Source organism: Paenibacillus sp. FSL L8-0470 (assembly GCF_038008625.1).
In the GTDB taxonomy this organism is placed as follows: Bacteria; Bacillota; Bacilli; order Paenibacillales; family Paenibacillaceae; genus Paenibacillus_AQ.
Genome location: NZ_JBBOZM010000001.1, coordinates 6,813,006 through 6,837,058, shown reverse-complemented (window position 1 = coordinate 6,837,058; position 24,053 = coordinate 6,813,006). Strand labels below are relative to the sequence as shown.

The following is a 24,053-nucleotide window of genomic DNA, read 5'->3' as shown; positions in this document are numbered from 1 at the left end:
ATTAAATGCAGCAAATAGAATAAACTAAAGCGCACTCTATTTCCAAAGCACCCCGTATTTTCCTGACTGTACTGGAAAGAATAGCTCGCCTTTGTTTATGCTTCCATGAAAAGGACTCAGTCATCGTAGGTGAAAAGAGCCTCCGGTGATGATATAATAGACAGGATTTAGCCACGGAAGAAGCAAAAGCGCTTTCTATGGCGAACAAGACTCACAATTACCGGAGGGACAGAAATGGGAAAATTGGTGATTTGCGATCATCCTTTGATTCAGCACAAACTAACATTTATTCGCGATGTGCGGACCAACACGAAAGAATTCAGAGAGCATGTCGATGAAGTTGCTACACTGATGGCTTACGAAATCACGCGGGATATTCCGCTGGAGACAATTACTGTGCAGACGCCGGTGGCCGAAACACAGGGCAAGGTTATCTCAGGAAGAATGCTGGGCTTGATACCGATTCTGCGGGCCGGCCTGGGAATGCTTGAGGGCGTTCTGAAGCTGCTTCCGGCAGCTAAAGTAGGACATGTCGGCTTGTTCCGTGATCCGGAAACCCTTCAGCCTGTCGAATATTACATTAAGCTTCCTACGGATGTTCAGGAACGGGAATTAATTGTTATCGACCCGATGCTGGCAACAGGCGGCTCTGCAATTGCAGCAATCACTTCTTTGAAGAACCGCGGCTGTACCCAAATTAAGATGATGAATCTGATTGCCGCCCCTGAAGGTGTCGCCGCTGTACAAGCAGCCCATCCTGATGTGGATATCTATGTGGCAGCACTGGATGACCATCTGAATGAACACGGATATATCATTCCGGGGCTTGGCGATGCCGGAGACCGGTTATATGGAACCAAATAATCTCTAGAGAAGTAATATAGAATAAATGTAAAACAAGCATCTATTTTAGAAGAGAGGGTGGGGGTTATGTCCAAAATTAAAGTAATGACGATTTTCGGAGTGCGCCCCGAGGCGATTAAGATGGCGCCTCTGGTCCTGGAACTGAACAGGCATCCCGAGCACATCGAGTCTGTTGTATGTGTGACCGCGCAGCACCGTGAGCTGCTGGATCAGGTGCTGGAGGTCTTTAAAATCACTCCTGACTACGATCTGGATGTGATGAAGGACCGCCAGACGTTGAATGAAATCACCATTCGGGTGCTGGAAGGGCTTGAACCTGTACTGCGTGAGGCCAAACCTGATCTCGTGCTGGTGCATGGAGATACATTGACGACTTTCCTGGCCAGTTATGCCTCTTTCCTGCAGCAGATTCAAGTAGGACATGTTGAGGCGGGACTTCGGACCTGGAATAAATTGTCCCCGTATCCTGAGGAAATGAACCGCCAGCTCACGGGAGTCCTCGCAGATCTGCACTTTGCTCCGACAGATTTGTCGGCAGGCAATTTGAGACACGAGAACAAAAAAGAGTCAAGCATTTATATCACAGGCAATACAGTAACCGATGTGTTTCAATATACCGTACAGCCGGACTACCGGCATCCTGTACTGGATTTTGCTTCAGGAAAAAGACTAATTTTAATGACGGCGCACCGCAGAGAATCTCAAGGCGAACCGCACCGTCATATTTTCCGTGCTGTCAAAAGAATCGCTGATGAATTTGAAGATGTAGCCATTGTTTATCCCGTGCATCCGAGTCCGGCAGTCAAGGAACCAGCGCATGAGATACTGGGCGGACACCCGAGAATTAAGCTGATTGATCCGCTGGATGTCGTTGATCTGCATAATTTTTATCCGCATACCCACCTGATTTTGACCGACTCCGGCGGCCTGCAGGAGGAAGCTCCCTCCTTTGGAGTTCCTGTGCTTGTGCTGCGTGATACAACCGAGCGCCCGGAAGGGATCGAAGCCGGAACATTGGAGCTTGTGGGAACGGACGAGGAGAAGGTGTATCAACGGACACATGCTCTTTTGACCGATCAGAATCTGTATCAGTCGATGAGCCGGGCCGCCAACCCGTATGGAGACGGCAAAGCCTCCGAGAGAATTGTCAATGCGATTTTGCACCATTTTGGAGCCGTTGAAGAGCGTCCTGAGGAATTTCACAGAATGTTCACAACTAAAAATTAAAGGCACAACGACTAATATACTAAAGTGAATAAAAACAGCATACAGTGAAACTGTACGGTTTATATGGTTTTGGTAGGCTTTGCTGTGATTATTTTCATGTTTTCAAGCACTTTTGAGCAATTTTCAATGAATTGACAAAGAGTCTGGATATTCAGTAAAATTAGTTGGGATTGTAGCCTATGAAGGAACAAAAGGACGAAGCCGGACTGGGACGGACCGCTTTAGTCATCGGAAGTGCAGGCACTTTGCTTGCCGCTTACATTATTATAGGTTTTTTTGCGGCAAGATGGCTGCAGAACCAGATGGACGGCCCCAAATCCTGGCTGGCCATCGGTACAATCACCGGGATGCTTCTCGGGATCGTTAACGTCGTCCTGCTAATCAAAAAATTTCTGGGGGAGCAAAATGGATAATATGACTCCCATGATCAATTCCGTTACCAGGATTACTCTCGTTGTGATGTCCGGATTGTTAATGGGATGGGCACTGCATCATGAGACCCGTACCGTGACACTGGGAATGGCGCTTGGTTTGTTAGCGGGATTGGTCAACTTTCGTTATCTTGCCGCCAAAGTAAGGCGGGTAACAAAGTCGGCTGCAAACCACGAGGGGAAGGCATTCAGCCTTGGTTTTCTTACACGGATCTGTTTTGCGATTCTGGTCACCATGTTCTCGGTCAAGATCGAGCATTTCTCGCTGGAGGCAACCATTGCCGGCCTGTTCATTCCCCAGCTTCTCTCTATTCCTGTGGGGATATATTTAGGTATTAGGAATAAGCTGTAGCCAGATTAAAGAGAAAGGGGGATGATACTATGCATGAAATGCCATTAATCTATTTCGGCGGAATACCGATTGATTTATCCGCTGTTCTGATGCTTTTAATCAGTTCGCTGGTAGTGTTCATATTGGTAATGATGTCTGTCCGCAACCTGTCCGTTGAGAATCCGTCCAAACTTCAGAACTTTATGGAGTGGGTGGTGGAATTTGTACAGGGAGTCATCAGCAGTGCCATGGACCTGAAGAAAGGTAAACCTTACATTTCACTGGGATTGACGCTGATATTGTTTATCTTTGTCTCCAATCTCCTGGGTCTGCCGTTTTCCTTCATCACTGAAGCCCATGAGCCGGTTAAGATTTTCGGACATGTTATCGAAGCGACCAAAAACTTGGCGCATGGCGAGCATGTGGAGATCTTGTGGTATAAATCGCCGACTGCCGATATCAATGTTACCGCAGGGCTGGCGATCATCGTGTTTGTATTGATGAACTACCTGGGCGTTAAGCTGAATGGTAAACATTATTTCAAACACTACATTGAGCCGTTTCCAATTTTCTTGCCGCTGAACATTATTGAGAACCTGGCGAAGCCGGTGGCGCTTGCCATCCGTCTATTTGCCAACATTTTTGCCGGTGAGGTTTTGATTACGGTTATTCTGAAGCTGGGATTCCTCAGTATTCCATTCTTGGCAATCTGGCAAGGCTTCAGTATCTTTGTAGGAGCGCTTCAGGCGTTTATCTTTACGATTCTGACGATGGTGTACATCGCGCAGATGACGATCCACGAGGAAGAAGCACATTAATGAACTGCCGTGAGGAAAGCGGCAGACGCCGGAGTACTCTTCGCGGGAGATTTTTATATCATTAAACAAATACTAAATGATTCAAAATTAAAGGAGGATATTTACAAATGGAATTTTTGGCAGCAGCAATCGCGGTTGGTTTGGGCGCACTCGGTGCAGGTCTTGGTAACGGTATGATCGTCAGCAAAACGGTAGAATCCATCGCTCGTCAACCGGAAGCACGTAACGCACTGCAGACAACAATGTTTATCGGTGTAGGTATCGTCGAAGTAATTCCGCTCGCCGCAACAGTTATTGCATTCCTGATCATGTTTACTTAATAAACCGTTCTTACGGTTTGGCGGGGAGGGCAAGTGCCATCCGCGCCTTACTTTTGTATATGTCCGCACACCGCGGTAACGGAAAGGAGTGACCACAGTGACTATAGTTTGGACGAATATAGTTTTTTCAATTGCCGCATTTGTAATTCTCTACTTCCTGCTCAGTAAATTTGCATTCAGCAAATTATTCGCAGTTATGGAGAAACGCCGTGAACTGGTGATGCAGCAGATGGATGAAGCAGCTAAGACCAGAGAGCAGGCGGTCGCTTATGTAGAAGAACAGAAGCAGGCTCTGCAGCAGGCACGTCAAGAGGCACAACAGATCATTCAACAATCCCAGGCCACAAGCAGCAATCAGGCAGACCGGCTTATGGATCAAGCTAAAGCTGAGGCTGCACGTCTTAAGGACGAGGCTGTCCGCGATATTTCCAACGAAAAGAACAAGGCTGTGGAAGCCCTGCGCAGCGAGCTTGGAACGGCTTCGGTCCGCATTGCTTCCAAGCTGCTTGAAAAAGAAGTCAAGGCTGACGGCGAGCAGGAACAGCTTGTCGATCAATACCTCAAAGAGGTAGGAGGCCGCTCATGAGCCGCGATACGGTAGTTGCTGGGCGCTACGCCAGAGCATTGTACGGTGCAGCGGTGGAGAAAGGCATTACGCTTGAAGTGGAAGAACAGCTGAAGACAGTAGTCGAGGTACTGCATCTCGATCAAGAGGTGAAACGGTTCATTCATGCACCGCGCATCTCAAAGTCCGACAAGCTGAAGGTGCTTCGCACAGCATTTCAGGATAAGCTCTCTCCAACGGTGATGAACATGGTGGAATTGCTGGTTGAGCGGGGCAGAACCGATATTTTTGCTGAGCTGCTGGAAACATACATCAAAATTGAAGGAGACGCCCTCGGTATCGGCGATGCTACTGTGTACTCTGCTTATGCGCTTAGTCAAGATGAGCAGGATACTGTGGCCGCAGAATTCAGCGAGCTTACTAAACGCAAGATTCGTGTTACGAATCTCGTGGACAAGGGCCTGCTGGGCGGACTTAAGGTCGTAATCGGCGATACGCTGTATGACGGCAGCTTGTCCGGCAAACTGGAGCGTCTCGAGAAATCTTTTAACGATAAGCATAGAAGATAGGGGTGAGGATATTGGGCATCAGACCTGAAGAGATCAGCACTTTGATCAAAAGTCAAATTGAGCAATATAAAGCCGATATCGAAGTGGCCGAAATTGGCACCGTCATTCAAGTCGGAGACGGTATCGCCCGTGTCTACGGTCTGGAAAACGCAATGGCAGGCGAGTTGCTGGAGTTCTCCAACGGAGTAGTGGGCATGGCGCTCAATCTGGAAGAAAGCAACGTCGGTGTTGTTATTCTGGGTGAGTATACGGAGATTCGTGAAGGCGATCAAGTTAAACGTACGGGACAAATTATGCAGGTACCGGTGGGCGAAGCCCTTCTGGGACGTGTAGTGAATGCCCTCGGCCAGCCGCTGGACGGCAAAGGTCCGATTGATACGACAGAATTCCGTCCGGTAGAGAACAATGCGCCGGGTGTTATCGACCGTAAATCTGTTCATGAACCGATGCAGACCGGTCTTAAAGCGATTGACGCGATGGTGCCGATTGGCCGCGGACAACGCGAGCTCATCATTGGTGACCGTCAAACCGGTAAAACAGCTATAGCAATTGATGCAATCATCAACCAAAAGGGCAACGGTATGAAATGTATCTATGTTGCCATTGGTCAAAAACAATCCACAGTGGCGCAGGTTGTAGAAACACTCCGCCGCCATGGTGCTTTGGAGTATACAATTATTGTAACTGCGTCGGCCTCCGAGCCGTCCCCACTGCTGTATATCGCTCCATACTCAGGTTGTGCAATGGGCGAGTACTTCATGTACAAAGGTGAGCATGTCCTTGTCATTTATGATGACCTTTCGAAGCAAGCCTCCGCTTACCGCGAATTGTCCCTGCTGCTCCGTCGTCCACCAGGCCGCGAAGCATTCCCGGGTGACGTTTTCTATCTGCACTCCCGTCTTTTGGAACGTGCGGCTAAGCTCAGCGATGAGCTGGGTGGTGGTTCATTAACCGCACTGCCTTTCATTGAAACTCAAGCCTCTGACGTTTCGGCCTACATTCCTACGAATGTAATTTCGATTACAGACGGCCAAATCTTCCTTGAATCTGACCTGTTCAACTCCGGTCAGCGTCCGGCGATCAACGTCGGTATCTCTGTATCCCGTGTAGGGGGATCAGCGCAGATCAAAGCTATGAAGAAGGTTGCCGGCTCACTCCGTCTGGATCTGGCCCAATACCGCGAACTTCAGGCATTCTCCCAGTTTGGTTCCGATCTCGATAAGTCTACGCAAGCCCGTCTGAACCGTGGTGCCCGTATGATGGAGATTCTGAAACAGGGCGTAAACCAGCCGTTGTCTGTTGAGCATCAGGTGCTCAGCTTGTATACCGCTGTTAAAGGCCACCTGGATGATATTCCTGTTAAAGACGTAAAACGCTTCGAGAAGGAATTCCTGGCGTTCGTCGAGAGCAGCGCTGCCGGCATTATCAAATCCATCACTGATACGAAGGATTTGACGGCAGACAACGAGACAGCACTGAAAGAAGCGATCGAGAAGTTCAAAAGAGGCTTCGCGACCAGCTAATCGCAAATAACTGTCTACCCATGCTTTGAAACGGGCTTTGGCTCTGCCGAAGCTCTGATATATGCTTACGAAGTTAGCTTTGACTTCTTCAAAGCTCAGTTATGCTTACGAGGTCAGCTTTGACTTCGTCAAAGCTTTAAGGTGGTGAAATCATGGCAAGAAGTATGCGTGATATTAAACGTCAAATCAAGAGCGTTCAAAACACCAGACAGATCACTAAAGCAATGGAGATGGTAGCCGCCTCCAAGCTGCGCAAAGCGCAGGAGAAAGCGGAAGCTGCCCGTCCGTACTCACAGAAGCTGAAAGAGGTCGTATCGAGTATTGCTGCCGGTACACAGGACTTGCAGCATCCGATGCTGGTCAGCCGTCCCGTGAAGAAGACCGCCTATATTATTGTTACTTCCGATAGAGGTCTCGCGGGTGGATACAATGCCAATATCCTGCGTAAAGTGACGATGCTTCTGGCAGAGCGGCATAGTTCCAAGGACGAATATGCGCTTTTCGTCATCGGCCGTAAGGGCCGTGATTTCTTGCGGCGCCGTGAATACCCGATTGTAGAGGAAGTTACCGAGCTGTCCGATACACCGAAATTCTCTGATATTAAGTCGATCGCCTACTCGGCGGTTCAGCAGTTTGAGACAGGTGTATATGATGAGCTTTATATCTGCTATAACCGGTTTGTGAATGCCATCAGCCAAGTGCCAACCGTTGACCGTCTGCTCCCAATGGATGCAGTGGGTGAGGAGCACACAGGCGCAAGTGCAGCCTATGAATACGAACCATCCCCGGAAGGCGTACTGCAAGTGCTGCTTCCGAAATATGCCGAAACTTTGATTTATAGCGCAATTCTGGACGGTAAAGCCAGTGAGCTGGGTGCGAAGATGACAGCGATGGGCAGTGCCACTAAGAACGCGTCGAAAATGATCGGAGACCTTAGACTTACGTACAACCGTGCCCGTCAGGCCGCGATTACGCAGGAAATTACTGAGATCGTTGCCGGAGCAAATGCGCAGTCTTGATCTATAAGAAACGGGTGCCGTAGAGCGATACAACGTACCGCTCGCTTCAGGGGCATAGTCTCCTGAAAACAGCACTGCCGTTTCTTCTCAATGTAACAGCTTTCGAGGAGGGAAATGAAGATGAACAAAGGACGCGTTGTAAGCATTATGGGTCCGGTTGTTGATATTGAATTCGAACGCGGCCAGTTGCCCAAGATTTTCAACGCTATCAAGATTGAAACCAGCTTGGAGAACGGCCGCATTATTGATCTGACGCTTGAAGTTTCCAATCACCTGGGTGACAATCTGGTCCGTTGTATCGCCATGTCGTCCACGGACGGTCTGGTTCGCGGATTGGACGCGATTGACCAGGGTGAACCGATTTCGGTTCCCGTTGGCGCAGCTACACTCGGCCGGGTATTTAATGTACTTGGCAACCCTATTGATAACGGTGCTGAGGTTGTCGCAGAGAAGAATCCGATTCACCGTCTTGCCCCGACTTATGATGAACTGTCGACCCAAGCGGAAATTCTGGAAACCGGGATCAAGGTTATCGACCTGCTGGCCCCATACGCCAAAGGCGGTAAAATCGGCCTCTTCGGCGGTGCCGGTGTAGGTAAAACGGTAACTATCCAGGAACTGATCAACAACATCGCTCAAGAGCACGGCGGTATTTCTGTATTTGCCGGTGTTGGTGAACGGACCCGTGAAGGTAATGACCTTTATCATGAAATGACCGACTCTGGCGTTATCAAGAAGACGGCCATGGTGTTTGGACAAATGAATGAGCCGCCGGGCGCACGTCTTCGTGTAGCCTTGACCGGTCTGACCATGGCGGAGTATTTCCGTGATGTGGAAGGCCGCGATACGTTGCTCTTTATCGATAATATATTCCGCTTTACCCAAGCAGGTTCCGAAGTATCGGCACTGCTCGGCCGTATGCCTTCAGCGGTAGGTTACCAGCCAACGCTGGCAACAGAAATGGGCCAATTGCAGGAGCGCATCACTTCCACCAAAAAAGGCTCCGTTACCTCCATTCAAGCGATCTACGTACCGGCGGACGATTACACTGACCCGGCTCCGGCAACGGCATTTGCCCACTTGGATGCAACGACCAACCTGGAGCGTAAAATCTCCGAGAAGGGGATTTTCCCTGCGGTGGATCCACTGGCTTCCAGTTCGCGTATGCTGGCTCCCGAAATTGTCGGCGAAGAGCATTACAACGTCGCACAAGGCGTTAAGCAATTGCTGCAGCGCTACACCGAGCTTCAGGACATCATTGCCATCCTGGGGATGGATGAGCTGAGTGAGGAAGACAAGGTTATTGTAGCCCGTGCCCGTAAAGTTGAACGCTTCCTGTCCCAGCCTTTCCACGTGGCAGAGCAGTTTACCGGCTTTAAAGGCAAATATGTGCCAATCAAAGAAACTGTTCGCAGTTTCAAAGAGATTCTGGAAGGCAAGCACGATGATCTTCCGGAGGCAGCTTTCCTGTTTGTAGGTACGATTGAAGAAGCGGTCGAAAAAGCGAAATCCATGTAATTCTGAGCTTTAGATCATGCTTTCGATGCGAGCTTTACTGGGTAAAGCTTTGAGGAGGAATGGAAGTGAATACCTTTTTGTTGGAAATTGTCACGCCGGAGCGTCTTGTCTACTCCAAACAGGTTAACAGCCTGACAGTACGGGGAGTCAATGGCGAGCTGGGCATTTTGCCGGGACACATTCCGCTTGTGACTCCACTTCAGGTTGCTCCGCTCACTGTAAAATCGGACGGTGTTTCCGTCACTATCGCCGTTCATGGCGGGTTCGTAGAAGTGCATAAAGACAAGGTGACAGTTCTGGCTGAAAGTGCCGAGCTGCCTAAGGATATCGATGTTGAACGCGCCGAAGCGGCTAAAGAACGGGCCCAACGCCGTCTTCAGACCCGCAGCAAACAGGATGAGATTGATCACCGCCGTGCGGAGCTGGCGCTGCAACGCGCCGTTACACGGATTAAAGTGTCCACCGGAAAAGGACAACAGTAGCACCAAATGCAGTCAAGCCTATAGCTTGGCTGCATTTTTTTTGGAATAAAAAACCTGTAAGAAATGAACATATTGTCATGAACCTGGGGCTTAATGGGCGAAATGTTTAAAAATTCGTAAAAGTACTGGATTCTTTTCATCTGCGCAAGTATGATATAAGAGTCGATTTCCAAGTAACATTCACACGGGAGGTAACATGGAACAAATGATCTACGATGATTTATCCAGCGCGATCGGTACCAGCGGTTTGGTTTCAATGATCGTTTCTTTGCTCTGTGTCGTATTATCTTGGTGGGCACTTCAGAACCTTAAGCTCGATTTGGTCATAAGATATCCCAAGAGCCCTCAAGGAAGACTGCTCCATCTGTTGCTGGCTATCGTCCTCGGTCATTTCGTGGCTGGGTTTCTGCTGGATTACCTGGGCTGGAGCGGGCTGCTTCGCAATGTGTTTTAATGCAAGTGGGTTTGGTTATATCTGTATAGGTCTATGGATGCGAAAAAGGTGTCGAATAATAAGGTTTTATTATGTCAACACTGAAGTTTAAGGAACGTGCCCGCACATCGGGCGCACAGACGGAATATCCGGTATTTAACAAATGAATCTTAAATTCAAAATTATTTCAGAAATATGGACGCGGAGGGAAACCGAAATGAGCAAATTTATCGTCCGCGGTGGCAACAGATTGACCGGGAGCGTGAAAGTAAGCGGCGCAAAAAATTCCGTACTACCGATCATAGCCGCCTCTCTATTGGCAGAAGAAGGAGTTAGCGTCATTGTGGACGCACCTCCGCTAGACGATGTAATGACTATCAGCAAAGTGCTGGAATCTCTGGGTGCAGGTGTTACATACCAGAACGATATCATCGAGGTTGATGCTAGAAGCATCACTTCCTGTGAAGCGCCTTATGAATGGGTGCGGAAAATGCGGGCTTCTTTTTTGGTAATGGGCCCTTTATTGTCCCGTATGGGTCATACACGCATTTCTCTGCCCGGCGGCTGTGCCATCGGTACAAGGCCGATTGACCAGCATCTGAAGGGATTTGAAGCGCTTGGTGCCGAGATTAGCTTGGGCCAAGGCTACATTGAAGCGAAATCAAACGGTCGACTGCGTGGAGCCAAGGTGTATCTGGATGTGGCCAGCGTGGGTGCGACTGAAAATATAATGATGGCCGCAGCACTCGCCGAAGGCGTGACTGTGATTGAGAATGCCGCGAAAGAGCCGGAAATTGTTGATTTGGCCAACTACCTGAACGGAATGGGCGGCATTGTACGTGGAGCTGGGACCGGCGTCATTCGTATTGAGGGCGTAGAACGGCTTCACGGCGTAAAACATCATGTGATTCCTGACCGGATTGAAGCAGGTACCTACATGGCAGCTGCAGCGATCACGGGCGGGGATGTATACGTTGAAGGTGCGATTGCCGATCATCTCGGACCTGTTATTGCCAAGATGGAGGAAATGGGCGTTACGATCATTCCTGATGAGAATGGCGTGCGCGTCATCAGCGATAAACCACTGAAGGCTGTTGATCTGAAGACATTGCCGTATCCGGGTTTCCCTACCGATATGCAGTCGCAAATGATGGCGCTGCTGCTTCGCTCCGTAGGTACCAGTGTCGTAACAGAGACTGTTTTCGAGAACCGGTTTATGCATGTAGATGAATTCCACAACATGAACGCCGAGATCAAGATTGAGGGCCGTTCGGCGATTGTGACCGGCAACGCTCAGCTTGTCGGCGCTAAAGTGTGCGCTACGGACCTGCGTGCAGGCGCTGCGCTTATTTTGGCGGGACTTGTTGCCGAAGGGACTACGGAAGTGAGCGGTACGCATCACATTGACCGCGGGTATGTGAATCTGGCTGAGAAGCTGTCGGGACTTGGTGCAGACATTTGGCGGATTTCCATGGAAGAGCCGGCTGTAGCGGCATCCAAAGAAGAAATTGCCAAACCGGAAGCTGCCAAAAGCGAATCGTACAAAAGCGATGAACTGAAGCCGCGCTTTCAGATTCAGCCAACCTGGGTATAATCGTAAATAATATAAATGAAATAGGCTGCTCCGCATTTGCGGTGCGGTCTTTTTTTGCCGATTGGGAATTTTGCTAACTTCACGGCAATTTGATTCTCTCACTCTCAGAATAGCGTTCTAGCAGTTGTGGAAAACTCATATCTATAAGAATCACCGGTGACTTACGGAAGGAGCCATAGAGATGAAAGATTTCCACTACCTGCGGCGCAAATTCAAACGCCGTTACGCACGCACCCGGCGCGGAGCGCCCCGTATCCGGCGGCTGGCCCCGGCCGCCTGGCTCGCAGCGCCGCTGCTGGCGGCGCTGCTGCTGCCGCTGGCGATTGTCCCGCTGCGCGGAGGCGGGCAGCCAGCGCCTAAGGCCGTGCCACAGGCCACGGAACGGCCTGTGCCGCCTGAGACGGCTGCTAGGGAGGCCCCGCAGCCGGAAGTGCATGTCTATTTGTCGCAGAGCGGACAAATAGAGACCCTGCCGCTGGAGGAGTACGTCAGCGGCGTGCTGGCGGCCGAGATGCCGGCGGACTTTGAGCTCGAAGCGCTCAAAGCACAGGCCGTGGCCGCCCGCACGTTCATTATGCGCCGCCTGGTGGCCGGCGACAGCAGTGGCGTGCCCGTTCCGGGCGCGGATGTGACCGATACAGTAAGCCATCAGGCTTACGTCTCGCAGGCGGCGCTGGAACGGGATTGGGTGCGCGGCGGCAAAAGCGCCGGGCTGGCCAAACTCCGTCGCGCGGTCCGCGAAACGCGCGGCGTCATTATGACCTATAAGGGGCAGCCGATCACCGCCTCCTTTTTCGCCTCCAGCGGAGGCTATACGGAAAATTCGGAAGACTACTGGAATGCCGCCGTGCCTTATTTGCGCAGTGTAGCCAGCCCCTGGGAGCAGGAGATTACACCGAATCTCGCGGTAACCTATACCTTTAGTATTTCAGAGCTGATAGGCAAGCTGGGGTTAAGCGCCAAGGTTTTACCTGCTTCCAAGGATCTTGCAGCTTTCGGAGGGGCGAAGCCGGTCTCCTCTTCCTCTGCACAGATGCCTGTGAAAGTACTGTCTCTGACTGCGGGACACCGGGTCAAGGAAATCTCGATTGGAGGAACCGTATTTACCGGACGGGAGGTGCGCGAGAAGCTGGGGCTGCGCTCCAGCCAGTTTACCTGGAAGCGAAAGGGCAGCGAGATTCTAATCACAACTTACGGGAATGGACACGGAGTCGGCATGAGCCAGTGGGGAGCTAACGGCATGGCCAAGGAAGGCAGCACAGCGACACAAATTCTCAAACACTATTACAGCGGTGTCTCTTTTGTTCAAGTCTCAACTCTTCTGAAAAAATAACTTGAAAGATACGTATAAAAGCGAAGCGCCCGGTAACACTGGTTACTGAGGTGATAAACATATGAATGAACAAGAAAAAAACAAATCAACCCATGATGAATCTCTCAAAAACAAGCAGGGAGATTCAGGCGCTAAGCCTTCTTCATGGAACAGGCTGTTCTCCAAACGGTGGGTATTCCCGGCAGTCTACACGGCGGCAGCGGCTATTATACTAACCTTGGTGTGGGTCTATCAGGATGCCGGCCAGAAGCCGCTGAACTCCGACACCAACGCAGTCGTTTCACAGGATGCCGCTAAACCCAGCAAAGAAGCCGGTGCAGCAAACGACCCTGAGGCTCTGGAAGTTGTCGCTTCGGCAGAAACTCTGACCTGGCCTGTAGCCAGTCCCGGAGAAGTGGAAGTGGTAAAACCGTTCTATGACGAGAATGGGACAGAAGAGAACCATGTAGCGGCTATGGTGCAGTACAATGACACCTTCGTGCCGAATGTCGGAATCGACATCGCACGTGAGGACAACAAGACGTTTGATGTCAAGGCAGCGCTTAGCGGTGAAGTAACACGGGTTGAAGATGTTGCAGTGTTCGGCAAGGTTGTAGAGATTACCCATCCGAACAATCTGAAGACAGTATATCAGAGCCTCGGCGACACCAAAGTGAAGCAAGGCGATGAAGTGAAGCAAGGCGACACGCTGGCAACAGCCGGACGCAGTGAAATTGAGAAAAATCTTGGCAACCATGTGCACTTTGAAGTGTACGAGGATGGCAAGGTAGTCAATCCTTCGGATCTGCTGCCGCAGCGTTAAGCATAACTTTTAGACAGGAGGCGAATGCCTCCTGTTTTTTTGTTGCAACGTCCAGCGAAACTTAGCAGGACAGAAGTAAGCTGTTTTCCGCCGAAATAGGCCCTTCTTACGGTTGTCCAGGAAATAAAATGAGCCTTCCAGGGCTTGTCATCCCCTGAAAGCGCGAATATATAGGCCCGCCCCTCATATAATGTACCAAACTATCCACAGTTGGGAGGCGGGAGCGTGCACGATTACATCAAAGAACGTACGATCAAAATCGGACGCTGCATCGTGGAAACCAGGCATACAGTCCGGACCATTGCCAAGGAATTTGGCGTTTCAAAAAGCACGGTGCATAAAGACTTAACCGAGCGTTTGCCGGAGATCAACCCTGATTTGGCCGATCAGGTGAAGCACATTCTCGAATATCACAAATCAATCCGTCATTTGCGGGGGGGAGAAGCCACAAAAATTAAATATAAGAAAACGACCGGTAAAAAACGTGAGGTTGCCGTAGCCGCAAAGCCATGATATTTTCGGAATTTTAAGCAATAATTCGCTTTTACTACATTGTGTATATCCCCTAAAGTATGGTATTTTTAAATTTGGTACTCACTAATAAATCTCATTTAAAATAACACTTTGGGGGCTCTTTCATTATGCTTAGCAAGGATATCGGAATCGATCTCGGCACGGCCAATGTGCTCATTCATGTTAAAGGGAGGGGAGTCGTTCTAGATGAACCCTCCGTGGTCACACTTGAAAGTGATACGAAGAAAGTCCTTGCGGTAGGTGAACAGGCTCGTCGCATGGTAGGACGGACACCTGGCAACATTACAACCATTCGTCCCCTTAGGGACGGCGTTATTGCTGATTTTGCCGTTACAGAAATGATGTTGAAATATTTCATCGACCGCGTTGGCGGCCGTACTTGGTACGCTAAGCCCCGCATTTTGATCTGTGCCCCCACGAATATTACATCAGTTGAGCAGAAATCGATCCGTGAAGCGGCGGAACGCAGCGGGGCCAAGGATGTATATATGGAAGAAGAACCCAAGGCCGCGGCAATTGGAGCGGGTATGGATATTTATCAACCAAGCGGAAATATGGTCGTCGATATCGGCGGCGGAACGACGGATGTAGCTGTCCTGTCTATGGGCGACGTCGTGACCGCCTCCTCCATCAAAATCGCAGGGGACAAGTTCGACGATGCCATTTTAAAATATATCAAACAGAAATATAAACTGCTCATTGGTGAGCGCACGGCTGAGGATATTAAGGTCACCATCGGAACAGTCCGGCCAGGCGGGATGCAGGCCGAAATGGATATTCGCGGCCGGGATATGGTGAGCGGACTTCCACAAACACTGACCATTAACTCCGGTGAGGTTAAAGAAGCATTATGGGATCCGGTTTCCTCTATTGTCGCTGCGGCAAAATCAGTGCTCGAGCGTACACCGCCGGAGCTGTCGGCCGATATTATTGACCGTGGGGTTGTACTGACCGGCGGCGGCGCACTGCTTAACGGGCTGGACGAGCTGCTCTCGGAGCAGCTGCATGTTCCTGTCTGGATTGCGGAAGATCCGATGCACTGTGTGGTCAAGGGAACGGGGATTATGCTGGATCATTTAGACAAGGTTGTTAAGAAAAAGTTCTAAGCTGCCGATAATAAAGGGTAATAGCAGATTCAGGAAGGGGAATTGCCCTCATGATTAGAGGATTATATACGGCCGCTGCCGGGATGGTCACGCAGCAGCGCAGACATGATACGGCGGTACAAAACATTGCCAATTTGAATACAACGGGGTACAAGCAGGTCGATAGTGTCAGCCATGCCTTTCCTGATGTATTGATTTCAGCCATGAGTGGTGGCACCACGAAGCCGGTAGGCCGCCTCAACACAGGGGTTTTTGCAGAACAATCTGTTTCCCAATATTTGCAGGGCGATCTGATTGAAAGCGGAAAGTCGATTGACTTTGCCTTGTCTACTGACTTACAGGTCACGGACCCTGCTACCGGAGACAACATAGCTTTTGACGGGTCGGGCAAATATGTAACTCCTGAAGGCGAGGTTATCTACCGGCCGCAGGCATTTTTCACTGTTCAAGATAACGAAGGCAATAATTTATATACACGTAACGGAAGCTTCAGCGTTAGCGCGACCGGACAGGTGCTCAGCGCCGGAGGTTTTAATGTTCTAGATGCTAACGGCAACCCGCTGGTCTTGACAGGCCCGCAGGATAATCTTAAAGTGGACGGGCAGGGCAATCTGATCAATACGGCTACAGGGCTTCCTTCCGGAACCAAAATTGGTGTAAGTGTAATCACGAGACCGCAGGAACTAGTGCGCGACGGTAACGGTGTCTTCCATGCGGATGATATTGAGGCTGCGGAAATCCGCTATGCTAACGCAGGAGATAACCTGCAGGTGCGTCAGAGATATTTGGAGAATTCCAATGTGGACCCTACCCAGGTAACGGTTGATATGAATGCTGCATACCGGGCGTATGAGGCGAACCAGAAAGTCATTCAATTCTACGACACCAGTCTGCAGAAGACCGTCAATGAAGTCGGTAGAGTATAGAGGGGGATTAATCCATGAACAATTCGTCAATCAGCGCTTCTGTCTCGATGTCCAGCCTTCAGCAGCGTCTGGATATTATCGCGGATAACTTTGCTAATATGAGTACCAATGGCTATAAGAGCAAAGAAGGTTCGTTTGAGGACGTTCTGACCCGTGTTCAGCAGCAGTCCAAAGACTACGATCAGCCCGGCCGCAGCATGCCGCTTGGCTTCAATATCGGCTTTGGGGTCCGTGTGCCTGAGGTTAAGACCAACTGGGAAGAGGGTCCGCTTCAAGAAACAGGGAATCCGACGGATCTGGCGCTGCAAGGTAACGGGTTATTTGGGGTTCAGGTGAATGGAGCTACCGCTTATACACGTCAAGGGGATTTTCATTTTACACCGGATGCCTCCAACCCTGATAATATGATGTTGGTAGATAATACAGGCAATCCTGTATTGAATACTGATGGCAACCCTTTAACAGTACCTGCGAATGTAAGTGCCGCTATTGATGAGCGCGGCCGGGTGCTCACGAAGACCAGCGAGAATGCGCCGGCCCGGGTAGCGGGTACAATCATGATTGTAGAGCCGCTAAGCAAGAGTGCGATGCAGGCAGTCGACGGAAATTTTTACGTGCTTGCTGACGGAGTCACAGCGCAGCAGGCCTTTCTCCAAAGAGCACCGGGTGAAGCCTCGGCAGTAGGAGTGCGTTCCGGATATCTGGAACAGTCCAACGTTGACCTCAGCAAGGAAATAACGGAAATGATGCAGATTCAGCGCACCTATCAGCTTGTCTCACGGGCACTTTCCTCCAGTGACCAAATGCTTGGCCTGGCTAATTCTATGCGCGGGTAGGTGAAGGAATGAGTCGTCAGGACAATAAGAAACCGGAAGAAGAACAACGGCAGCCGGTGAAGAAGCGGGGAGTATCCACATGGGCCATTATCCAGTGGATTATGATTCCCTTGCTGCTTGTAGCTGCACTTGCGAGTGGTCTTGTGGTCGGTTACGTCGTTCTAGGCAAAAAGGAATTCAGTGATGTGCTTCTGTGGAGTACCTGGAAGCATGTATATGATTTGGTGTTCGCACCTTAAATATGAGGTATTTTAAAGCTCCCTGGTTGTCTAAGGGAGTTTTCTTTTTTATACTGGAAAATGTATAATGATTGGGGACCAAGGAACGCCAAAAAGGGCCCTCTCCGCCATGCTGCCGCGTGCGGTGGAGAAAGCCCCTTATCTTAACCTCCACTGCTGCAGGTGGTGAAGGATAATTATAGTTTTTACCGAAGCCGCCAATATTTATGCAGACTTTGTAAAATAATAAAACCAAAGTACTGTTCAGCGGATGGTTTAAACACGCGGTTACATCCGAAAGGAGCTTTGCGACAATGCTGGATATCAATCAAATTCAAGAAATAATACCCCATCGGCCTCCATTTCTGCTGGTGGACAAAATTACAGAAATAGAAATGGGCAAACGGGCTGTCGGCATCAAAAATGTGACGGTAAATGAACCGTTCTTCACCGGTCACTTTCCGGGTTATCCGGTAATGCCCGGCGTTCTGATTACGGAAGCTCTGGCACAGGTAGGCGCCGTAGCTATTCTGGGACTTGAAGCCAACCGGGGCAAGATCGGTTTTCTGGCCGGACTGGACGGTTTCCGTTTCCGTGGCCAGGTAGTACCGGGAGATACGCTAACGCTTGAGGTGGAGATTACCCGGCTTAAAGGCAGCATCGGAAAAGGCCAAGCCACCGCGAAGGTGGAGGGGAAGATTGTCGCCTCTGGCGAAATTATGTTCGCGCTCAGCTAGCACCTGTTATACAATCATATATCATAATATGGATAAGGAGAGATTCATATGACTGAATTAAGCCCGAAAGCGCTAGAAACATTGACACGTTGGCTGCAGGACCCATCTGTGGATGAGAATACGAAGGCAGAACTGAACCTTCTTGCGAATGAAAAACAGGAACTGGAAGAACGCTTTTATAGAGATTTGGAGTTTGGTACAGGCGGATTGCGCGGGGTTATCGGCGCAGGCAGCAACCGGATCAACCGATATACAGTAGGCCGGGCGACTCAAGGGTTCGCTAATTATATATTGGAGCAGCATACTGGAGAAGGCAGACCTTCTGTAGTGATCGCGCATGACTCCCGCCGCTTCTCACCCGAATTTACGCTGGAGGCGGCACTTGTGCTGGCTGGCAACGGTATTGAGGCGCATCTGTTTCCATCCCTGCGTTCGACGCCGCAGCTTTCCTTTACTGTCCGTCATTTGAAGGCGTCAGGTGGCGTTGTTATCACAGCAAGCCATAACCCGCCGGAATACAACGGCTATAAAGTTTATAATGCTGAAGGTGGACAGCTGGTACCGGACGAGGCGGAGAAGGTCATTTCCTACATATTGGAGGTTGATTCCTTCAATGGCGTAAAGCGGATTTCCCGTGAAGATGCAGAAAGTCAAGGCTTGCTGCATTGGCTGGGAGAGAAAGAAGACGAAGCTTTTACAGATACAGTAGCTGCTGTGAGTGTTGCCCGTGAAGAGATCGCTTCTACTCTTGGCAAAGATTTCAAGATTGTGTACACTCCGCTGCATGGAACGGGCAATTTGCCGGTCCGCAGTGTACTGAAGAAGATCGGCTTTACGCAGGTCCATGTGGTGCCGGAGCAGGAGCAGCCGGATTCTGAGTTCTCGACGGTGAAATCACCGAACCCCGAGGAGCGGGAAGCCTTTACCCTGGCTATAAAACTTGGCGAAGAATTAAACGCCGACCTGCTGATCGGTACCGACCCTGATGCAGACCGGATGGGGGCCGTCGTACGGGACAATGAAGGGAACTTCGTTGTTTTATCTGGTAACCAGTCCGGGGCTCTGATGATCCATTACTACCTGAGCCGTTTGCAGGAACAAGGAAAGCTGCCGAAGAACGGTGCTGTTGTCAAGACCATCGTGACGAGTGAAATGGGCGCAGCGGTTGCCGAGCATTATGGTGCTACTGTATTCAATACGCTGACTGGCTTCAAATATATCGGGGAGAAAATGACCCAGTTCGAACAGTCCGGGGAATATACGTACCTCTTCGGTTACGAAGAGAGCTATGGTTACCTTGCCGGCAATTATGCCCGGGACAAGGATGCCGTTCTGGCTTCCATGCTGATTGCAGAAGCTGGGGCGTATTACAAAGCACAAGGCAAGACGCTTTATGATGTGCTTCAGGAGCTGTACAGCAAGTTTGGCTTCTTCCTGGAAAGCCTGGAATCACGCACGCTGAAGGGTAAAGACGGTGTGGCCCAGATTCAGGCAATTATGAATGACTGGCGCAGCAATCCCCCGCAGGAAATCGCAGGTGCTTCTGTAAGCGAGGTTCTGGATTACTCTCTGGGGCTGAATGGCCTGCCTAAGGAAAATGTGCTGAAGTATCTGTTATCCGACGGTTCATGGTTCTGCCTGCGGCCCTCCGGTACAGAGCCGAAGATCAAGGTGTACTTTGCGGTTCGCGGTGAATCGCTCCAGAATGCCAAGGATAAGGTTGCTGCACTTACGCAGCAGGTTATGGCCCGCGTTGACGGGAAATAATACGAGATAGCTAATTTCCCGCAGAAACGGATACTGCTCCTAACCGGATGCACATCCGTTTCTGCTTGAGTTTAGAGCGATTTTAATTAATATGCAGCTTGGCAGTGAAGACTGTTTTATAAACGGTACTAGGCTTCAAAGTGAAAGAGGAGGTACTTTTGGTGCAGCAGAAATGGCAACGATGGAATATAGCTTCGCGAAAGTGGTTGTGGATTATCGTAATAATTGGTGTCTTGGCTGCGCTACCGGTTGTTTATGACCGGCTGCAGACGGAGAAATCATCCAAAACGGTTGAATTTGTATTTGATTACCGCGATCTGGTTGAAGTGGCCAGCTACCGCTCTAATCCAAAGGATTATATTTCCGACCAGCTTGACCGTTTAAAGGATGCCGGCGTTCAGAGCATGGCAATTTATGAAAGCACGCTTGAGGATTACCGTAAGGCCCGCCGTTTGATGTTATGGGGAGCGGCTGATATCGCTAATCTTACCGACACTGTGATTCCGGAGAATGAGAACTATACATATGTCCTCTTTACGAGCGCAGATAATAGTGATGCACTCTCGTCGATGATACGTGAAGCGTTCAGCAGTCTTGACATTGGAACGGAGGACTGGAGTTTCCGCGGACAGCAGGGGCTGATCATCAAGACTCCTATTGAAGATGCTACAATGAAACCTCTACAGCCGGATCCGATGACGCTGGACATGCTGCATGGCAAAGGGTTCAACATTGTCCCCCGTCTAGTGGACTCCTTAAAGTATAACCAGGAGGCAGTACAGAAACTGCTGGACCGCTATGAGGAACTCGGGGTCAAGCGGATTCTTTTCGAAGGCGAGTCGGTCAAGGGATATAATGATGACGCTGACTTAAAGAGTTTAGACGCCTTTGGAAAACTTATGAAGGAACGCGGAATGGGGATTGCTGCAATTGAGAATATTAAGGCCCAGCAAAAAGGTTTTAATAAACTCGCCTATGAGCTCGACTATAACGTCGCACGGTTGTATTCTCTCAGTGAAAGAGATTCCAGCTTGGCACCAGAAGTCATTGCTGACCGTTTCGCGCTTGCAACCAAAGACCGTAATATCCGGATGATCTATCTCAACACGATTCCGTCAAGAAACACTGCTAAAGCTCAGGTGACCGACACGCTCGATAACCTCATAACGAGTCTAAGCGATCCCGGGGGTGCTGTAGATAAAATTGAGGATAACGGTTTTACCCTGGGACAAGCCACGGCGTTTGAAGTCGTTGACTCCTCCTATCAGCGTTATTTCAAGCTTGGGGCTGTGATTGGTGCGGTATCCATGGTAGCTTTGCTTGTCTCATTTTTCATTCCATGGCTCACACTTCCTGCCTGGGTACTGGGATTGCTGGGAAGTGCCGGATTACTTGTAATAAAGCCTCAGCTTTTTGAACAGGCATTGGCACTTGCGGTAGCTATCAGCGCCCCGACTGTGGCGACAGTAATGGCGATCCGCAAGATTAATGAACAGGGTCCGCCGCTTCGAATCAATAAACTAACCTATACGGTCATGAGTCCCAAGCGGCGTTTGGCGCACAGTCTTGTACTTTATGTGAAGACAGCACTGATCTCGCTTAGTGCCGTACCGTTTGTAATTGCACTTCTGAACAACATTACGTACAGCCTTGTGCTCAATCAGTTCCGCGGTGTCAGCCTGCTGCATTTGGCGCCGATTGCCTTGACTGCGCTGTATGTACTTCTATACCGTGGTGAATTCACCTTTAACAAGACAGGCAAGCTGCTGCGTACTCCCATTACACTCATAATGGTTATTGCTGCCGGTGTTCTGTTGATCATTGGCTGGTATTACTTAAAACGGACTGGAAACAGCGGTAGTGTAAGTCCATTGGAGATGACTTTCCGTACCTTCCTGGAGAATACAGTTCAAGTCCGGCCGCGCAATAAAGAATTCCTGCTGGCTCATCCGCTGTTCATTCTGGGTGCTTTCATGGCCTATAAATACCGGAATGCCGCGTTTATTATGATTATTGCGGTCATCGGCCAGCTTTCGATGGTGGATACCTTCGCCCATATCCATTCTCCTATGCTGATTTCACTTGTTCGCGGATTGCTTGGACTGGGGCTTGGTCTGATTATTGGACTCATCGCTGTTGGCGTATGGCAGATTGCAGAAGGGTGTTGGAAACGATGGTCGCCGCTGCTCAAAAAATAATTCTCTCCGGCTATTATGGTTTCCGCAACAGCGGGGATGAGGCAGTGCTGCAGTCCATTCTAGATGCGCTGCAGAAGCATTCACAAGCTGCCGGCATACCGGTTGAACCTGTTGTGTTATCCATTGATCCGGAGTGGACAACGGCTACTTATGGTGTAAAAGCTGTTCACCGGATGAAGCTGGGTGAGGTACGCCAGGCCATTTACGAGAGTGCAGGTCTCATCAGCGGCGGCGGAAGCCTGCTGCAGGACGTGACGGGCAGCAAGAGTATTCCCTACTACCTGGGGATTATAAAGCTGGCTCAATGGATGAGAAAGCCGACATTTATTTATGCCCAGGGCATCGGTCCGGTAAACCGGAAGCTGTTCCATCCGCTGATCAAATCCGTTTTCCGCAAATGCAGCTATGTGTCTGTGCGGGATGAGCAATCTCGCCAGCTGCTGCAGACTATGGGGCTTGACCGGGAACTAGTTGAGGTTGTTCCTGATCCTGTGATGGGACTCTCTCTTCCAGAGGCTTCCCAACCCTTTGAGGAGATTACCCGCGACACTGCATTGAAGACCGTCGGGATATCGGTGCGTTACTGGGAGCAGTCCCGTAAGGAATTGGATGCCATTGCGCAAGGCCTGCTAATTGCCTGTGGGCAAGTTCCGCTGCATCTGCGCTTCTTGCCTTTCCATCATTCCTCAGATAATGAGGCTTCGCGTTATGTGATGCAGAAACTGGAGGAGGGTATTGCGCGCCAGGGCGGCAGGATCAGCATTTGTGAAGATGCGCTCCATCCCCGGCAGATGTTGCGCGAGGTAGGAGAATGCGATATGCTGATCGGGATGCGGCTGCACAGTCTCATCTATGCTGCCGGAAGGCGTGTGCCGCTGATGGGGATCTCCTATGATCCTAAGATCGATCACTTTCTTGAGCGGATCGACTGTCGGCCCGTCGGTTCTACGACTTCGCTTGACGGCGGAGAAGTTGCCGCTGAAGTCCTTCATCTTCTGGAAGCAGGAGACGATTGGAAACTTAAGCGTGAGCCGCTAATTGCTGCCTTAGTTGAAGAAGCCGAGGCTCCTGCCCGGCAAATTGTTGAATATTTCCACCGCAAAGGATGATTGATAGTGAAAGCAGAAAGTCCGGTACCTACAGTTCCAATTTTTGGCATCAGGGTATCTAAAATCGATATGAAAGCCACAGTCGCTTATTTGACAGAAGCAGTCCGCAACCGTGAACCGCACCAGGTAATTACTGCTAATCCGATCATGGTTATGACCGCGCTGGAGAATCCAGCATACATGGAAATCATGAAATCGGCGGAGCTGGTGGTGCCTGATGGGACAGGCGTCGTGTGGGCTGCGGAATATTGTCGTGAACCCGTGGCGGAGCGTGTGGCCGGATTTGATCTTTTACATGAATTGCTGCGTCAAGGCGAAAGATATACCTGGAAGGTCTATCTGCTGGGCTCTACCCCGGAAGTGATTCATGAGACGTCCTCCCGGTTACAAACTCAGTATCCCGGGATCGTAATCTCGGGATATCATGATGGTTATTTTGGACCCGACGACGACGAGAAGATTATTTCTGGAATTCTGGAGGCCCAGCCGGATCTGCTCTTTGTTGCCAGAGGCGCTGACAGCCAGGAGCCTTGGATCGCCAAGTACAAATCCAGACTGAATATTCCGGTGATGATGGGGGTCGGAGGGAGTTTTGATGTGATCTCGGGCAAGACCAAACGCGCTCCCATAGCCTTCCAGAAACTTAGAGCGGAATGGTTATATCGTCTTCTTAAAGAACCAACACGCTATAAAAGAATGCTTGTGCTGCCGAAATTCGCAGTAAAAGTGATGCGTGAGAAAGATAAAGTGACAAAAGCTCAGTAAAATGCGGATATTCACCGTGAAAATAAGA

Annotated in this window: 26 protein-coding genes; all 26 read left to right on the top strand. The window is 50.1% G+C overall.

Annotated elements, in window-relative coordinates; genetic code table 11:
* Nucleotides 1-234 precede the first annotated feature (234 nt).
* The 26 genes from upp to NST99_RS31080 all read left to right on the top strand — a co-directional run bounded on the left by upp (nt 235) and on the right by NST99_RS31080 (nt 24,025).
* On the top strand, nt 235-864 hold the full coding sequence (gene upp / locus NST99_RS31205) for a uracil phosphoribosyltransferase (RefSeq protein WP_341096825.1): 630 nt from the start codon (nt 235-237) through the stop codon (nt 862-864).
* 66 nt (nt 865-930) lie between these two features.
* Complete coding sequence (gene wecB, locus NST99_RS31200; protein WP_341096822.1) at nt 931-2,091, top strand: non-hydrolyzing UDP-N-acetylglucosamine 2-epimerase; 1,161 nt, start codon at nt 931-933, stop codon at nt 2,089-2,091.
* 179 nt (nt 2,092-2,270) lie between these two features.
* Nucleotides 2,271-2,504, top strand: a complete 234-nt coding sequence (locus NST99_RS31195) for an AtpZ/AtpI family protein (RefSeq protein ID WP_052092354.1) — start codon at nt 2,271-2,273, stop codon at nt 2,502-2,504.
* Nucleotides 2,497-2,874, top strand: coding sequence for an ATP synthase subunit I (locus NST99_RS31190; RefSeq protein ID WP_038597428.1), 378 nt, complete (start codon nt 2,497-2,499; stop codon nt 2,872-2,874). The genes NST99_RS31195 and NST99_RS31190 overlap by 8 nt, the downstream gene beginning before the upstream one ends.
* Before the next feature lie 29 nt (nt 2,875-2,903).
* Nucleotides 2,904-3,671: a F0F1 ATP synthase subunit A gene (gene atpB / locus NST99_RS31185; RefSeq protein ID WP_341096819.1), complete on the top strand. Its 768-nt coding sequence runs from the start codon at nt 2,904-2,906 to the stop codon at nt 3,669-3,671.
* Nucleotides 3,672-3,778: 107 nt separating this feature from the next.
* Entirely contained in the window at nt 3,779-3,991 is a 213-nt protein-coding gene (gene atpE, locus NST99_RS31180; protein ID WP_036699216.1) for a F0F1 ATP synthase subunit C, read from the top strand.
* A 97-nt stretch (nt 3,992-4,088) separates the two neighbouring features.
* Nucleotides 4,089-4,577: a F0F1 ATP synthase subunit B gene (gene atpF, locus NST99_RS31175; RefSeq protein WP_038597421.1), complete on the top strand. Its 489-nt coding sequence runs from the start codon at nt 4,089-4,091 to the stop codon at nt 4,575-4,577.
* The gene (locus NST99_RS31170; protein ID WP_341096815.1) at nt 4,574-5,125 is read left to right on the top strand and encodes a F0F1 ATP synthase subunit delta; all 552 of its coding nucleotides are present in this window, start codon (nt 4,574-4,576) and stop codon (nt 5,123-5,125) included. Before atpF ends, NST99_RS31170 begins: the two co-directional genes overlap by 4 nt.
* 11 nt (nt 5,126-5,136) lie before the next feature.
* A complete protein-coding gene (gene atpA / locus NST99_RS31165) occupies nt 5,137-6,648 on the top strand; it encodes a F0F1 ATP synthase subunit alpha (protein WP_341096814.1) in 1,512 nt (503 codons plus the stop codon).
* Between the two features lie 152 nt (nt 6,649-6,800).
* The gene (gene atpG, locus NST99_RS31160) at nt 6,801-7,667 is read left to right on the top strand and encodes an ATP synthase F1 subunit gamma (RefSeq protein WP_038597413.1); all 867 of its coding nucleotides are present in this window, start codon (nt 6,801-6,803) and stop codon (nt 7,665-7,667) included.
* Between the two features lie 120 nt (nt 7,668-7,787).
* The gene (atpD, locus tag NST99_RS31155; protein WP_341096812.1) at nt 7,788-9,185 is read left to right on the top strand and encodes a F0F1 ATP synthase subunit beta; all 1,398 of its coding nucleotides are present in this window, start codon (nt 7,788-7,790) and stop codon (nt 9,183-9,185) included.
* Between the two features lie 65 nt (nt 9,186-9,250).
* Nucleotides 9,251-9,667, top strand: a complete 417-nt coding sequence (locus NST99_RS31150) for a F0F1 ATP synthase subunit epsilon (protein ID WP_038597409.1) — start codon at nt 9,251-9,253, stop codon at nt 9,665-9,667.
* 196 nt (nt 9,668-9,863) lie between these two features.
* Nucleotides 9,864-10,121, top strand: a complete 258-nt coding sequence (locus tag NST99_RS31145; RefSeq protein WP_038597407.1) for a DUF1146 family protein — start codon at nt 9,864-9,866, stop codon at nt 10,119-10,121.
* A gap of 196 nt (nt 10,122-10,317) precedes the next feature.
* Nucleotides 10,318-11,694: a UDP-N-acetylglucosamine 1-carboxyvinyltransferase gene (gene murA, locus NST99_RS31140; protein ID WP_341096809.1), complete on the top strand. Its 1,377-nt coding sequence runs from the start codon at nt 10,318-10,320 to the stop codon at nt 11,692-11,694.
* A gap of 181 nt (nt 11,695-11,875) precedes the next feature.
* Nucleotides 11,876-13,027, top strand: coding sequence for a stage II sporulation protein D (gene spoIID / locus NST99_RS31135; RefSeq protein WP_341096807.1), 1,152 nt, complete (start codon nt 11,876-11,878; stop codon nt 13,025-13,027).
* A 61-nt stretch (nt 13,028-13,088) separates the two neighbouring features.
* Entirely contained in the window at nt 13,089-13,829 is a 741-nt protein-coding gene (locus NST99_RS31130) for a M23 family metallopeptidase (RefSeq protein WP_038597399.1), read from the top strand.
* A gap of 225 nt (nt 13,830-14,054) precedes the next feature.
* Nucleotides 14,055-14,342: a sporulation transcriptional regulator SpoIIID gene (gene spoIIID / locus NST99_RS31125; protein WP_038597396.1), complete on the top strand. Its 288-nt coding sequence runs from the start codon at nt 14,055-14,057 to the stop codon at nt 14,340-14,342.
* A 128-nt stretch (nt 14,343-14,470) separates the two neighbouring features.
* On the top strand, nt 14,471-15,469 hold the full coding sequence (locus tag NST99_RS31120) for a rod shape-determining protein (protein WP_341096806.1): 999 nt from the start codon (nt 14,471-14,473) through the stop codon (nt 15,467-15,469).
* 50 nt (nt 15,470-15,519) lie between these two features.
* Complete coding sequence (locus NST99_RS31115) at nt 15,520-16,395, top strand: flagellar hook-basal body protein (RefSeq protein ID WP_341096804.1); 876 nt, start codon at nt 15,520-15,522, stop codon at nt 16,393-16,395.
* A gap of 14 nt (nt 16,396-16,409) precedes the next feature.
* Nucleotides 16,410-17,231 carry a flagellar hook-basal body protein gene (locus NST99_RS31110; RefSeq protein ID WP_341096803.1) on the top strand — a complete coding sequence of 274 codons (822 nt, stop codon included), beginning with the start codon at nt 16,410-16,412 and terminating at the stop codon, nt 17,229-17,231.
* 8 nt (nt 17,232-17,239) lie between these two features.
* The gene (locus NST99_RS31105) at nt 17,240-17,470 is read left to right on the top strand and encodes a DNA-directed RNA polymerase subunit beta (RefSeq protein WP_341096802.1); all 231 of its coding nucleotides are present in this window, start codon (nt 17,240-17,242) and stop codon (nt 17,468-17,470) included.
* Between the two features lie 293 nt (nt 17,471-17,763).
* Nucleotides 17,764-18,186 carry a 3-hydroxyacyl-ACP dehydratase FabZ gene (gene fabZ, locus NST99_RS31100; protein ID WP_038597382.1) on the top strand — a complete coding sequence of 141 codons (423 nt, stop codon included), beginning with the start codon at nt 17,764-17,766 and terminating at the stop codon, nt 18,184-18,186.
* Between the two features lie 48 nt (nt 18,187-18,234).
* Entirely contained in the window at nt 18,235-19,953 is a 1,719-nt protein-coding gene (locus NST99_RS31095; protein ID WP_341096800.1) for a phospho-sugar mutase, read from the top strand.
* Nucleotides 19,954-20,114: 161 nt separating this feature from the next.
* Nucleotides 20,115-22,151 carry a DUF5693 family protein gene (locus NST99_RS31090; RefSeq protein ID WP_341096799.1) on the top strand — a complete coding sequence of 679 codons (2,037 nt, stop codon included), beginning with the start codon at nt 20,115-20,117 and terminating at the stop codon, nt 22,149-22,151.
* Nucleotides 22,127-23,260, top strand: a complete 1,134-nt coding sequence (csaB, locus tag NST99_RS31085) for a polysaccharide pyruvyl transferase CsaB (RefSeq protein ID WP_341096797.1) — start codon at nt 22,127-22,129, stop codon at nt 23,258-23,260. The genes NST99_RS31090 and csaB overlap by 25 nt, the downstream gene beginning before the upstream one ends.
* Entirely contained in the window at nt 23,261-24,025 is a 765-nt protein-coding gene (locus NST99_RS31080) for a WecB/TagA/CpsF family glycosyltransferase (protein ID WP_445745003.1), read from the top strand.
* The last annotated feature ends 28 nt before the right edge of the window (nt 24,026-24,053 follow it).

Excerpts from the sequence above, each read along its gene's own strand:
- upp (WP_341096825.1), top strand. The coding sequence starts at position 235 with ATGGGAAAATTGGTGATTTGCGATCATCCTTTGATTCAGCACAAACTA.
- wecB (WP_341096822.1), top strand. The coding sequence starts at position 931 with ATGTCCAAAATTAAAGTAATGACGATTTTCGGAGTGCGCCCCGAGGCG.
- NST99_RS31195 (WP_052092354.1), top strand. The coding sequence starts at position 2,271 with ATGAAGGAACAAAAGGACGAAGCCGGACTGGGACGGACCGCTTTAGTC.
- NST99_RS31190 (WP_038597428.1), top strand. The coding sequence starts at position 2,497 with ATGGATAATATGACTCCCATGATCAATTCCGTTACCAGGATTACTCTC.
- atpB (WP_341096819.1), top strand. The coding sequence starts at position 2,904 with ATGCATGAAATGCCATTAATCTATTTCGGCGGAATACCGATTGATTTA.
- atpE (WP_036699216.1), top strand. The coding sequence starts at position 3,779 with ATGGAATTTTTGGCAGCAGCAATCGCGGTTGGTTTGGGCGCACTCGGT.
- NST99_RS31170 (WP_341096815.1), top strand. The coding sequence starts at position 4,574 with ATGAGCCGCGATACGGTAGTTGCTGGGCGCTACGCCAGAGCATTGTAC.
- atpG (WP_038597413.1), top strand. The coding sequence starts at position 6,801 with ATGGCAAGAAGTATGCGTGATATTAAACGTCAAATCAAGAGCGTTCAA.
- atpD (WP_341096812.1), top strand. The coding sequence starts at position 7,788 with ATGAACAAAGGACGCGTTGTAAGCATTATGGGTCCGGTTGTTGATATT.
- NST99_RS31145 (WP_038597407.1), top strand. The coding sequence starts at position 9,864 with ATGGAACAAATGATCTACGATGATTTATCCAGCGCGATCGGTACCAGC.
- murA (WP_341096809.1), top strand. The coding sequence starts at position 10,318 with ATGAGCAAATTTATCGTCCGCGGTGGCAACAGATTGACCGGGAGCGTG.
- spoIID (WP_341096807.1), top strand. The coding sequence starts at position 11,876 with ATGAAAGATTTCCACTACCTGCGGCGCAAATTCAAACGCCGTTACGCA.
- NST99_RS31130 (WP_038597399.1), top strand. The coding sequence starts at position 13,089 with ATGAATGAACAAGAAAAAAACAAATCAACCCATGATGAATCTCTCAAA.
- NST99_RS31120 (WP_341096806.1), top strand. The coding sequence starts at position 14,471 with ATGCTTAGCAAGGATATCGGAATCGATCTCGGCACGGCCAATGTGCTC.
- NST99_RS31115 (WP_341096804.1), top strand. The coding sequence starts at position 15,520 with ATGATTAGAGGATTATATACGGCCGCTGCCGGGATGGTCACGCAGCAG.
- NST99_RS31110 (WP_341096803.1), top strand. The coding sequence starts at position 16,410 with ATGAACAATTCGTCAATCAGCGCTTCTGTCTCGATGTCCAGCCTTCAG.
- NST99_RS31105 (WP_341096802.1), top strand. The coding sequence starts at position 17,240 with ATGAGTCGTCAGGACAATAAGAAACCGGAAGAAGAACAACGGCAGCCG.
- fabZ (WP_038597382.1), top strand. The coding sequence starts at position 17,764 with ATGCTGGATATCAATCAAATTCAAGAAATAATACCCCATCGGCCTCCA.
- NST99_RS31095 (WP_341096800.1), top strand. The coding sequence starts at position 18,235 with ATGACTGAATTAAGCCCGAAAGCGCTAGAAACATTGACACGTTGGCTG.
- csaB (WP_341096797.1), top strand. The coding sequence starts at position 22,127 with ATGGTCGCCGCTGCTCAAAAAATAATTCTCTCCGGCTATTATGGTTTC.